Consider the following 12005-nt stretch of genomic DNA (forward strand, 5'->3'; position numbering starts at 1 on the left):
GTATGCGCAAAAAGTTTATGATTGGTTCACCATGTTCGTTAAGCTGTGACCGCAAGCGTTAAACCTGGGGTCGGAACATTTCGAAAACATCGCTACCTTCGCTGTAGTCCATATAACCCATGCGCGCGACCGGCCTGGCGATCGCCATATCGAGGCGGCCATCGCGAACGATCGTTTCGTCGATGCGGATGCCGACGACCTGCCCGAAGACCATGATATTTTCTGAATCTTCACCGGTGAGTGACTTCGGCACAAGGGTTTCCGTTACCTTGCATTCGAGGACGGCAAAGGCTTCGGCGACATAAGGCGCATCCACAAGCTCGCCCTTTCTGGCCGTCAAGCCGGCAAGCGCAAACTCGTCGAAACCGTAGTCAACAGCAGCCGATGAGGTATTCATCTCCTCGACCAGGTTCCGGCTTACGAAGTTGCAGGTGAACTCTCCGGTCTCGATCGCATTCCTCTGGCTATGCTTGAAACCAGCGGAAGAAAACATCACGATTTTCGGCCTGTCTGAAATCGCATTGAAAAAGGAATATGGCGCGAGGTTGATCGAGCCATCCCTCCCCTTGCTGCCGATCCAGCCAATCGGGCGTGGCGCGACGATTGCTTTGAAAGGGTCGTGCGCCAGACCGTGCCGGTTCGTATCGGTGGTGTAGAACATCAGTTTTCTCCGCCGATCCAGGTGACCGTCTCGATCAGCTCCGGACGAGGGCGCTCGACGGCAGGAAACGTCGTCGATCCCATATGAATGAAACCGGCGATCTTTTCGCCCGGTTTGACGGCGAGCAGATCATAGGCGCGCTCGTCGTAGGCGAACCATTCTGTCAACCAATTAGCGACCCATCCATGGGCATTGGCGGCAAAGATGGTATTGAGGCAGACCGCGCCGGCGGACATCATCTGTTCCCACTCGGGAATCTTGGCATGCGGTCCAGCCTTGCTGACGACGGCAACGACGACGGGAGCACGGGTAAAGCGCGTACGCTCTACCTGGATCATTTCGTCGGAAAGCTCCGGCTTGGCCTCGAGTGCAAGCTTAAGGAGCTCTTCGCCGATCCGGGCACGCTCGTCGCCGCGATAGACGATGAAGCGCCATGGCGCGAGCTTGCCGTGATCAGGGACACGGGACGCCAGCCGCAAAATCTCTTCGATCTCCGCCTTGTCAGGCCCCGGCTCGCACATCTGAAACGCGGGAATAGAACGGCGGACACTGAGATAGTCGATTAGCTTGATATCGGATTTCATGCGGGAGAGACTTCCATTTTCATGACAGCATTGGGATGGGTCTTGAATTTGCCATCGCGTTGGTCTTGAAGTGGCCTCTGTGATTTCAGATGTCAATTGGTTCGCACGACACATGGTTGGCATTTCGCCATATGCACGCATAGGCCTGACCTTGGCTTTCACGGCGCTACTGCCTTTGAGCAGCCAGGCGCAGGACGCCTTTCAGAGCTTCAAGCAGTTGGATACGACTGCGAAGATGCCAAAGTTGAACGCCTTCATCGCGCCAGGCACGGCGCCGCAGGGCAAGAAGCTGCATGAGATCGCCATTGAGGCGAAGCTTACAGCAAATGGCGACGCCGTGCAGGACGGACTTTCCTGGTATGTGTTTAGCTCCTTGCCGGGCGCGGATGGCAAACTCCCGCTGATCGCATCGTCGCAAGGTGGTTCTGCGGACTTCCAGCTCGCGCCAGGAGACTATTTCGTCAACGTGTCCTTTGGCCGTGCCGGCGTCACCCGCAAGTTAACGGTTCCCGAAGATGGCCAAGTCGACAAGCAGACGATGGTGCTGGAAGCCGGTGGATTGCTGCTGAACGCGGTGTCCGGCTCGGACGTCCGTATTCGGCCAGATCAGCTTAGTTTCTCGATTTACTCCGCCGAGGTGCGTGAGGATGGAGAGCGCGGTCTTGTGATGGCTGATGTGCCGCCAAACACCGTGGTTCGCTTGAATGCCGGAACCTACCACATCGTCTCTGAATATGGTGACACCAACGCGTCGATCCGCGCCGACATCCAGGTGGAGGCCGGCAAGCTCACAGAGGCGACGATCCAGCACAAAGCCGCGCAGATCACGTTCAAACTCGTGTCCGACTCCGGTGGCGAAGCGATTGCAGATACGGCCTGGTCGATTCTGACGGCCGCTGGCGACAGCGTCGGCGAGAGTGTCAGCGCCTTCCCAACTATGGTTCTTGCCGAAGGCGAATATTCCGCCGTCGCCCGAAACAAGGACAAGATCTACCAACGGGATTTCAAAGTGGAGGCCGGCAAGAACACCAATGTCGAAGTCCTGATGAAAGACGTGCAGCCCGAACAGCCGACTGAGGCCGCCAAAACGGTTCAGGTTCAGCCGGATCGGCAGCCGCCGGCGGGTGGCGTCTCATCCCAGAGCCAGGCACCGCTGCCCTCCTATGATCAACTGCAGAGTGGTGCTGGCATTGGCGACGACGCGGATTGATCGATCTTCAGACGATCGCAGACAAAGAAAACCGCCCGGTCCTGTTCAGACCGGGCGGCTTTGTATCTGGAGGGCTTATATGGCCGGTACGCGAGCTCAGGCCGCCTTGGCCCTCTTGGCTTCCGCCTTGCGGCGGATATCCGGTGGCGTTGCTTCGAGACCGAGGGACGCGATTGCCTCGTCAAGCGACATCGAGGTTTGCTCCTGGCTACCAAGGCGACGAATGTTGACCGTGCGCTCTTCCGCTTCCTTCTTGCCGCAGACGACAATGACGGGAACTTTCGTAACGGAATGCTCGCGGATCTTGTAGTTGATCTTCTCGTTACGGAAGTCGGTCTCTACTGTCAGGCCTGCCTCGCGAAACGCTGACGCGACCTCGGCGCCATAACCATCCGCCTCGGAGGTGATCGTTGCGACGACGACCTGCTGCGGCGATACCCACAGCGGCAGATGTCCCGCGAAGTTCTCGATGAGGATGCCGAGGAAGCGCTCCATCGAGCCGCAGATGGCGCGGTGGATCATCACCGGCTGCGTCTTCTCCGAATTGCTGTCAATGTAGAAGGCGCCGAAGCGCTCAGGCAGATTGAAGTCGACCTGCGTCGTGCCGCATTGCCATTCTCGGCCGATCGCGTCCTTGAGCGTATATTCAAACTTCGGACCGTAGAACGCTCCCTCACCCGGCAGAATGCCGGTCTTGATGTTGTTCGACTGGTGCTGGATCGTTTCCAGCACCTCGGTCATCACGCTTTCGGCGCGATCCCACAGGTCATCCGAGCCAACGCGCTTTTCCGGCCGCGTCGATAGCTTGATAGTGATCTCGTCAAAGCCAAAGTCCTTGTAGACCGACAGGATCAGGTCGTTGATCTTCAGACACTCGGCGGCCATCTGGTCGTCAGTGCAGAAGATATGCGCATCGTCCTGCGTGAAGCCACGCACGCGCATCAACCCATGTAGCGCGCCCGACGGCTCGTAACGGTGCACCGTACCGAATTCGGCAAGGCGGATTGGCAGTTCACGATATGATTTCAAGCCGTGCTTGAAAATCTGCACGTGGCCGGGGCAGTTCATCGGCTTCAGCGCGAAGACGCGGTCGTCGTCTGCATCGTCGCCGGCAACCGTGACCTTGAACATGTTGTCGCGGTACCAGCCCCAGTGACCTGAGGTTTCCCAGAGCGACTTGTCGAGCACCTGCGGTGCATTGACCTCCTGGTAGTCCTCGGCGAGACGGCGCCGCATGTAGGCAACCAACGTCTGAAACATGCGCCAACCCTTGCCGTGCCAGAAGACGACGCCCGGACCTTCTTCCTGGAAGTGGAAGAGATCCATTTCGCGGCCGAGGCGGCGATGGTCGCGCTTCTCGGCTTCGGCAAGAACGTGCAGGTAATTGTCGAGATCGCTCTGCTCGGCGAATGCCGTGCCGTAGATGCGGGTCAGCATCGGATTGTTGCTGTCGCCGCGCCAGTACGCGCCGGCCACCTTCATAAGCTTGAACGCGGTGCCAATCTGGCCGGTCGACGCCATATGCGGCCCGCGGCAGAGGTCGAACCAGTCGCCCTGATAGTAAATCTTCAGATCCTGACCAGCCGGAATCGCATCGACGAGTTCGACCTTGTAGCTTTCGCCCTTGGCGGCGAACACTTCCTTGGCCTTCTCGCGCGACCAGATTTCCTTGGTGAACGGCGCGTTGCGAGCGATGATTTCCTTCATCTTCTTTTCGATCTTTGGCAGATCGTCCGGTGTGAAGGGCTCGTTCTTGGCAAAGTCGTAGTAAAATCCGTTTTCGATGACGGGGCCGATCGTGACCTGCGTTCCGGGCCAGAGTTCCTGCACGGCTTCGGCCATCACGTGGGCTGCGTCATGCCGGATCAACTCGAGCGCGCGGGCGTCGGTGCGGGTAATGATTTCAATTGCGCCTGTCGTCACCGGGTCGGAAAGGTCCCGGACCTGCCCGTCGATGGCGATCGCGACTGCCTTCTTGGCAAGCGACTTGGAAATGGATTCTGCGACATCCTTACCGGTTGCGCCAGCATCATAGCTGCGCACGGAACCATCGGGAAATGTCAGGGAAACGGATTGGGACATCTAGAATTCTCCTTGTCCAGTCCCGCCAACGAATGCGGGTGGTTGCAATGAAGCGCTTCGTCCGCACGAATGCGCCGCCGGGTGATACCGAGATTTGCTGGTTGAGTAAAGAAAAAGCCGGCTTAGCCGATCATTTCGGCAAGGCCGCTAACTGTATTCCAGTTTCGCAGCGTGCCGACGCCAATGCGCTTGGTTGTCAGTGCCGAAAGCAGCTTCCACTCGCTTGGTCTGCCGGCAAAATCGATCCAGAGATCGCCTCCGGTGAGCGCCATTCGCTGCTTCGGATCGGCAAAAGGGTGAAGCGCCTCGATGGCGGACGGCAAAAGTGGCTTGCGCATGACGCGCACGATTACCTGACTGCCCTCGCCCTCCGGAAAGGGATTTGACGTCGCAAGCGCCTGCCAGTCGGCACCCCTGCGCACGATGATGTCAACCGGCTTGCCGAACCTTGCCTGGAACGCGGCTTCAAGCTTCGCCTCAATGTCCGCCAGCGGCAAAGCCTCAGTCTCAAAGACGATATTGCCGGTCGAGACCAGCGTTCTCGGATTCCGGTAACCGATGTTCGTGGCCATGTCGCGAAGGTCGGACATCACAACGCGGCGACCTGGCGCAAGCACGACACTGTGCAGCAACGCTACGTAGATCATGCTATTCAGAACCCCGTCTCGCCTTGAGAAGATCGTCAATGCTATGGGCCGCATCGATGCGCTTGTGGATGGCACCGGCAAGATCGTGACGACCGCAAAATGCCCGAGATGCGCGCTGCGTCATCTCTCTTCCGCCTTACGGCCCAACGCGAGATAACGCCATGGTGCCCACCAGTGCAAGCGCTCGCCGAGCTGTTCGGGAACCGGATCAAGCCCGCTCGTACCTCCCGGTCCGCAACGCGCGACGCGAAACAGCGTCATCCATCCACCGCTCCATAGCCCATGGCGCGCAAGCGCCTCATAGCCATATTCCGAGCAGGTCGGGATGTGACGGCAGGAGTTGCCTATGAAACCGGAGAGCGTCAGCTGATAGGCGCGAATGACGCCCATTCCGATCAACCTGCCAGGTGTTTTGCGATACGGACCGGAGTAATTGCGGGAGTAGGATAGCGCGGGCCTACGGGGCGCGGCGGCGCCACCTTCGTCCTCGTCTCCATCGTTTATCGAACAGAATTCGCACATCGACTATGCCGCTCAGGCCTCGATTGTTTCGGCACGCCTGGCCTCAATCTGGCCGATCGCATCGACGACGGCGTCAAACGTCAGCATCGTGGAGGCATGCCTGGCCTTGTAATCCTTCACCGGGCGGAGATAGCGCATGTCCTCGAACCGGCCTTCCGGCCCGGGGCCGTCCGCCTTGAGCATGGCCAGCATGTCTTCGCGAGCCTTGCGTACTTCACCCGCATTGGCGCCAATTACATGGCGCGCCATGATCGAAGAGGAAGCCTGCCCAAGCGCGCAGGCTTTGACGTCATGCGCAAATCCCGTCACGGTCTCGCCATCCATCTTCAGCCAGATCTTCACCTTGGAGCCACAAAGTTTGGAGTGGGCCTGGGCACTGGCGTCCGCATCCGGCAGATCGCCGATAAGTGGAATATTGCCCGCAAATTCGAGGATTTTGCTGTTGTAGATATCGTCCATCGTGGATTCCGCTCCAGAACTCATGCGGATCGGCGCTTCGAAACTCATTGTAGCACGAAAGAAAAACACAGCGTGTCGTGCCAGAAGACTTACATAAGGATGCCGTTTTCCTATATGTATGTCGTTCGAAGGCCAGAAAAATGCAATGGCCTCGGCTAAGTTTGATTGGGAAACCGTGCCGGAAGGGCAAAAACAAGCCCTGAAAGCCCCGGAGCCTGCCAAAGGTGCAAGAATTCCCTTGAGTGGAATTGCCAGTGGCTAGTCCGAAAGACGATCCGACAAAACGGATCAGGAGACTGTTACATATGGACGCCATCATCAAGAATTTTCCGCAGACACCAGTCGATCTCGATGCAGATCGCCCCAGCCAGAAAGAGGCGGAGGACGCCGTACGCACGCTCCTGCGTTGGGCTGGCGACGATCCATCGCGCGAAGGTTTGCTCGACACGCCAGCGCGCGTGGCCAAAGCCTATCGTGAGCTCTTCGCCGGCTATGATATGGAGCCTGAAGATGTGCTCGGCCGCACCTTTGAGGAGGTTGCCGGCTATGACGACATGGTTCTGGTGAAAGATATTCCCTTCTTCTCCCATTGCGAACACCACATGGTGCCGATCATCGGCAAGGCTCATGTCGCCTACATGCCCGATGGCAAGGTGCTTGGTCTGTCGAAGATCGCCCGCGTTGTTGAGATCTACGGTCGCCGCCTGCAAACGCAGGAAACGATGACAGCCCAGATCGCGAAGGCCATCGACGACACGCTTGCTCCTCGCGGCGTCGCCGTCATGATCGAGGCCGAACATATGTGCATGGCGATGCGCGGTGTGCAAAAACAGGGCTCGACCACATTGACGACAACATTTACCGGAACGTTCAAAACTGAGCCGGCTGATCAAGCCCGATTCATGTCCATGGTCCGGAGCCGCTGAAGACGGCTTCGAATGAGAAAGCCGCGATGATGCCCTTTGCGTTCAATGCGCCGTCCGATGACAAATCAGAACTCGAGGACGCGGGCGACTTCACTCCGCGCTTTGACGATCGCGGCCTGATCACTGTGATCGTCACTGATGCTGCCGATGGCGAATTGCTGATGGTGGCGCATATGAATGCGCAGGCCCTCGCCTTGACGATACAGACGGGAAAGGCTCATTACTTCAGCCGCTCGCGCGGGAAGCTTTGGATCAAGGGCGAAACCTCGGGCAACACCCAGATGGTCAAGGAAATCCGCACGGATTGTGATCAGGATGCTATCTGGTTGAAAGTCGAGGTAGCTGGCCACGATGCCACCTGTCACACTGGCCGCCGGTCCTGCTTCTACAGAACCGTCAACCTCGAAGACGGCAAGCCGATGCTCGAAATCGTCGATGACGAGCTCCAGTTCGATCCGAACGAAGTTTACGGAAAAGAATCGTAAGAGCGCCCATTTGCCACTTATTGGGCCAAAAGCTACGCCTATATACGAATTGGAAAGGGAGACGGGACACTAATATAGTGATCTGATTGTATGCCGGGAGGGAGGCGAGCCATGCTTAATTGGGGTTTGTACCGCCAAAGCTCTGAGGCAGGCGCGTCCAACACAAGCACCCCGGCATTTCCAGATATGAGCGTCCCCGTCACTCCCAAGCCTGCTCCCAAGAAAACCAAGCTTGCTCTCGCGCTCGGCGGCGGTGCGGCGCGCGGTTGGGCGCATATAGGTGTTCTGCGCGCCCTGGATGAAGAAGGGATCGAGATTGGCATGGTTGCCGGAACCTCGATCGGAGCCTTGGTCGGGGGGTGCTACCTGGCCGGCAAGCTTGACGAACTGGAAGGATTTGCCCGTTCGCTGACGATGCGGCGTATTGCCAGTCTGCTTGACCTGACGATTGGCGGCAGCGGTTTGTTTGGAGGCATGCGGCTGACGAAGCGCATGCAGGAGCATCTGGAAGGCCTGAATGTCGAAGATCTGGACCGACCGTTCGTGGCGGTCGCTGCCGAGGTCAACACCGGGCATGAGGTCTGGATTGCCAACGGATCGCTGATTACGGCACTGCGCGCCTCCTATGCCCTGCCCGGCATTTTCGAACCCATTCGCAGCAACCAACGGACGCTCGTCGATGGTGCCTTGGTCAATCCGGTCCCCGTTTCTGTATGCCGCGCCTATGAGCAACCGCTCGTGGTCGCTGTCAACCTGAACTACGATCTCTACGGTCGGTCCGCTGTTGTCCGGCACAACGCGAGCCTATCACCGTCCGAAGTCCACCGACGCGAAGAAGCTCCGTATGCCAAGCTTGGGATGACCGGCGTGATGGTGCAGGCTTTCAACATCATTCAGGATAGGATTGCGCGTGCGCGCCTGGCGGGGGATCCGCCGGATATATCGCTTCAGCCGCGTCTCGGCGATATCGGTTTATCGGAGTTCCATCGCGCAGGAGAAGCGATCGAGCGCGGCTACGAGGAAGCCAAGCTGCGGCTTCCTGAATTGAAGCGAATGCAGGAGATTTTCGCCGGCCCGGTCTGAGCGCCGGCGAAGCGGTTCAGCCTGCGATGTAGGCTTTGATCTGTTCAGCTTCCAGCTCGACTTCCGCGATACGACTCTTCACGACGTCGCCAATCGAGATGATGCCGGCGAGCTTGCCGTTCGTTTCAACTGGAACGTGGCGGAAGCGACGGCTTGTCATCAGCCCCATCAAATCGTATACGGTTGAATCTTCATGGCACCGGTAAACCTTTGCGGTCATCAACGAGGCAACGGGCTGATCAAGACAGGCGGCACCCGCCTTGGCGATCGCGTGCACCACGTCACGTTCCGTGAAAATTCCGGAAATCTTGTTCTCCATCCCGACGATGACAATTGCGCCGATCTTTTTCTTACTGAGAATCACAGCCGCTTCGGAAACGGTCGTGTTCGGTCCAGCGGTTACGACGTCTCTGCCCTTTGCATCGAGTATGGCCTTGACTGAATTGGACATTTTGAACCTCCTATGCCGAAAGTGAAGCACTTCAACTGATCACAGGCATCCGCTGCGGTTTCTCCTCCCATCGCGGATCAGTTCGAATGGTGCACTCCAACTCTCAAGATTGCAATATATCCGATGTCTCTGAAATTGGCGGCACGATGGGCGGTTCCCGATCAAAAAAACCGAAAAGCACGAAGCCGAAAATGAACCCTCCAATATGAGCGTCCCAGGCGATTGCCTGCGATCCATCACCGACCAGGGGGACGCCGACGGCTATCAGTAGATTGCCCACGAACCAGAAGAGAATGAATGCGACGACCGTACGGCTGCGAAACGCCTCGACCATTGAAAGACGGGGATGGAGATGCGTCGGCCGGGCGATTCGCTGCTCCGGCGGGAAGGCAAAGCGGCAGGCGGCGCCCATCAGGCCGGACACCACGCCAGATGCCCCGATCAGCAACGTAGCCTCCCCCCAATTCAGCGCCGCATGGAGAGCAGCCGACGCGGTCGCGGACAGGACCCAGAAAGCAATGAAGCGAAACGCACCAATCCGGCGCGCTACCGGCGTGCCGAACGCCATGAGCCACAGCCCATTAAAAACGATATGCTCGATGCTGCCGTGAAGGAGCGAATAGCTGATTGGCGTCCAGAAAAGCTGCGGCCCCTGTTCCGACAACGGCGTGATGTAGCGCAGCGGAATGAAACCGAAATTGAAGAATAGCCAGTCGAGACCATTGCTGGATAAAAGAAGTGATTGGACAGCATAAATCGTCGCCAAGAGTACCAGCGCTGCAAGCACCGGCCCTGGAAGGTTGAAGATTGGTGGCGGCGGTGTCGCGGGGGGCTCCATCTCCGCTTCCGGCTCGACCGAGTGCTCGTTCATCTTCGTCCTCGCTTGATTGCGGCACAGCCTTACAGGACGACAGGTCAAAAAAAAAGCCGTCCGGCAAAGTCCGGACGGCGCTCGAGCATTCCAAGGATACCTCGACACTCGACAGTCTGTGCTGAACTCCCCGAAACCAGGAAGCGATGGGCAGACACTGCCACGGCACAGATGCTCGCTCAATCGAAACCATCCCTTAACCTTAACTGTCGTCGGTTGGCACGAAATACGCACCGCATCACAGTGCATGGCCATGACGGACATGTTTTGAACTGAAATGAAACAGCTGGTGCCGCAATGCGTATCAAAACGACGATCGACCTATTCGAATATTGGAATCGCATTCGGGGCCAAGACCTGGCGCCGTTGAGATCACAGGTCGAGCCGACGGATTTGCGGCAGATTTTGTCGAGTGTGTTTCTCCTCGAGACAAGCGACGCCGGCCGCGTTACATTTCGTCTTGCCGGCACGCGAATTTGTGATCTCTTTGGTCGCGATCTTCGTGGCATCCCATTTGCCGAACTCTTCGCGCATGGACATGACGACATCGAACACACCGCGGGCGGTGTCATGAGCCACGCGATCCCCGCGCTGCTTAACGCGACGGGTTTTACCGCGGCCGGTCATCGTGCCTGCTTTGAAATTATCCTGCTGCCGCTGCGCTCTGATGACGGGGAATATGACAAGTTGTTGGGCGCGATCGCTCCCGCGATCGCGGCAAGTTGGCTCGAAGTTGTGCCGCTGCAGTTCCTCGCTCTCGATCGCAGCCGATTGCTGCACGAACGGCTTGGCGACGACGCGCGTAGGGACGCAGTGCTCGAGGACGAGCTGACGCTCTACCCGCGTCCCCTATCGATCGCCGATACAATGCGGCGGGTCATGTCTAGCCTGTTTGCCGAAACCGACGCTCCAGGTGTTCCGGTTCGGCACAACCGAATGCGTGCATAGAGGACGAACCTGAACAACCTTCTGTTAAGGGATTGCGGGTAATTATCGGGCTGTTGTATTTCATGAAGAAGCCCTTTGATGCACGCGTTCCAGCAAGTTCAGACGCCAAGGACTGCGCCTCGCCTCGAACAAGGTGCCTTTCAACGTGTTCCCATCAATATGCAGGGCCGGCTGATGCTGGCGAACTACGAGGAATTTGAATGCCTGGTGATCGATATGTCGCCGGGCGACATGTATGTGACTTGCCAGGGTCGTCCTCGCGCCAACGAGCGCGTTGTCGCCTATATCGATCACCTCGGTCGCGTTGAGGGCTATGTCCAGGCAGTAGATGGCCGTGGTTTTTCCATGTCGATCCATGCGACCGAACGCAAGCGGGAGAAGCTCGCGGCACAGCTCACTTGGCTTGCAAACAAGCATGAGCTCGGCCTTCCGGAAGACCGCCGCCACGACCGCCTGACGCCGCGCGAGACCAAAACCGAAATTACACTGGAAGACGGCGCCCGCTATAGCTGCCGCATCATGGACTTGTCGCTTTCTGGCGCTGCGATTGATGTTGAGGTGCGTCCGCCGATTGGCACTTCTCTCCGTCTCGGCAACATGCGCGGTCGCGTTGTTCGCCATTTCGTGGAAGGCGTCGCGATCGAGTTCCTTTCCATCCAGTCGCGGGAAACGCTTCGCGAGTTTCTCTGATCCCTGTGATTGGTGCCTCGCGCACATGTCCATGAGGCCGCCGGACAGGTGCCACATGAGGGGTCTCCATCCTGAAATAGAGCTCTAGGAGCATGTCTTTCTCGGGGTCGACGGGCAGAAGCTCTATTTGCAGGCCACGCGGCTTTCGAAAATCGATTGGCTCGGGCATGGAATGAGACGGCTTTCCCCGCGAAATGTGACCGTTTGCTGGACGCGCTTCCTCCCGGTGTCAGGGAGCTGGCATACCTGAGGGCGATCACAGTCTTCAAAACGCGCCCCGACAAAATCCAAGGGTCTTTCTCGCCGCTATGGCAAGATCCCGGCTACTTGCTGACCGGGATCGTAACGTACTACGTCCGCAATCTCGCTTGGCTGGACGATGGTGT

The 12005-nt window shown here is 58.0% G+C and carries 14 protein-coding genes; 6 read left to right on the top strand and 8 right to left on the bottom strand.

Features of this window, described 5'->3' with window-relative positions; translation table 11 throughout:
• Window positions 1-58: 58 nt before the first annotated feature.
• Together BN77_RS13545 and BN77_RS13550 are read right to left on the bottom strand one after the other, a co-directional pair.
• A complete protein-coding gene (locus BN77_RS13545; protein ID WP_007532726.1) occupies window positions 59-661 on the bottom strand; it encodes a flavin reductase family protein in 603 nt (200 codons plus the stop codon).
• Window positions 661-1245: a nitroreductase family protein gene (locus BN77_RS13550; protein ID WP_007532729.1), complete on the bottom strand. Its 585-nt coding sequence runs from the start codon at window positions 1243-1245 to the stop codon at window positions 661-663. The genes BN77_RS13545 and BN77_RS13550 overlap by 1 nt, the downstream gene beginning before the upstream one ends.
• Window positions 1246-1357: 112 nt before the next feature.
• On the opposite strand from BN77_RS13550, the gene BN77_RS13555 reads away from it, so the two are divergent.
• Window positions 1358-2455, top strand: a complete 1098-nt coding sequence (locus BN77_RS13555) for a hypothetical protein (RefSeq protein WP_007532731.1) — start codon at window positions 1358-1360, stop codon at window positions 2453-2455.
• Between the two features lie 96 nt (window positions 2456-2551).
• On the opposite strand, the gene thrS is transcribed toward BN77_RS13555, so the two are convergent.
• The 4 genes from thrS to BN77_RS13575 form a co-directional block, all read right to left on the bottom strand.
• A complete protein-coding gene (gene thrS, locus BN77_RS13560; RefSeq protein WP_007532733.1) occupies window positions 2552-4537 on the bottom strand; it encodes a threonine--tRNA ligase in 1986 nt (661 codons plus the stop codon).
• Window positions 4538-4659: 122 nt separating this feature from the next.
• The gene (locus BN77_RS13565; protein WP_007532735.1) at window positions 4660-5184 is read right to left on the bottom strand and encodes a DUF1697 domain-containing protein; all 525 of its coding nucleotides are present in this window, start codon (window positions 5182-5184) and stop codon (window positions 4660-4662) included.
• Between the two features lie 120 nt (window positions 5185-5304).
• Window positions 5305-5706, bottom strand: coding sequence for a membrane protein insertion efficiency factor YidD (yidD, locus tag BN77_RS13570; protein WP_007532738.1), 402 nt, complete (start codon window positions 5704-5706; stop codon window positions 5305-5307).
• A gap of 12 nt (window positions 5707-5718) precedes the next feature.
• Window positions 5719-6165: an iron-sulfur cluster assembly scaffold protein gene (locus BN77_RS13575; RefSeq protein ID WP_007532739.1), complete on the bottom strand. Its 447-nt coding sequence runs from the start codon at window positions 6163-6165 to the stop codon at window positions 5719-5721.
• Between the two features lie 305 nt (window positions 6166-6470).
• Here BN77_RS13575 and folE point away from each other — a divergent pair, with 305 nt between their 5' ends.
• From folE to BN77_RS13590, 3 genes are all read left to right on the top strand, one after another.
• On the top strand, window positions 6471-7091 hold the full coding sequence (gene folE, locus BN77_RS13580; protein WP_007532742.1) for a GTP cyclohydrolase I FolE: 621 nt from the start codon (window positions 6471-6473) through the stop codon (window positions 7089-7091).
• A gap of 26 nt (window positions 7092-7117) precedes the next feature.
• Window positions 7118-7576, top strand: coding sequence for a phosphoribosyl-AMP cyclohydrolase (gene hisI, locus BN77_RS13585; RefSeq protein ID WP_007532744.1), 459 nt, complete (start codon window positions 7118-7120; stop codon window positions 7574-7576).
• Window positions 7577-7687: 111 nt separating this feature from the next.
• A complete protein-coding gene (locus BN77_RS13590) occupies window positions 7688-8659 on the top strand; it encodes a patatin-like phospholipase family protein (RefSeq protein ID WP_007532747.1) in 972 nt (323 codons plus the stop codon).
• 16 nt (window positions 8660-8675) lie between these two features.
• Here BN77_RS13590 and BN77_RS13595 read toward each other — a convergent pair whose 3' ends face one another.
• Together BN77_RS13595 and BN77_RS13600 are read right to left on the bottom strand one after the other, a co-directional pair.
• Window positions 8676-9110, bottom strand: a complete 435-nt coding sequence (locus BN77_RS13595) for a CBS domain-containing protein (RefSeq protein WP_007532749.1) — start codon at window positions 9108-9110, stop codon at window positions 8676-8678.
• A gap of 103 nt (window positions 9111-9213) precedes the next feature.
• Window positions 9214-9981, bottom strand: coding sequence for a rhomboid family intramembrane serine protease (locus BN77_RS13600; protein WP_007532752.1), 768 nt, complete (start codon window positions 9979-9981; stop codon window positions 9214-9216).
• Between the two features lie 297 nt (window positions 9982-10278).
• On the opposite strand from BN77_RS13600, the gene BN77_RS13605 reads away from it, so the two are divergent.
• Together BN77_RS13605 and BN77_RS13610 are read left to right on the top strand one after the other, a co-directional pair.
• Complete coding sequence (locus tag BN77_RS13605) at window positions 10279-10929, top strand: PAS domain-containing protein (protein WP_007532753.1); 651 nt, start codon at window positions 10279-10281, stop codon at window positions 10927-10929.
• Between the two features lie 78 nt (window positions 10930-11007).
• Window positions 11008-11619, top strand: a complete 612-nt coding sequence (locus BN77_RS13610) for a PilZ domain-containing protein (protein WP_040677170.1) — start codon at window positions 11008-11010, stop codon at window positions 11617-11619.
• Window positions 11620-12005: the final 386 nt, after the last annotated feature.

The sequence above is a fragment of the Rhizobium mesoamericanum STM3625 genome (assembly GCF_000312665.1).
GTDB lineage: Bacteria > Pseudomonadota > Alphaproteobacteria > Rhizobiales > Rhizobiaceae > Rhizobium > Rhizobium mesoamericanum.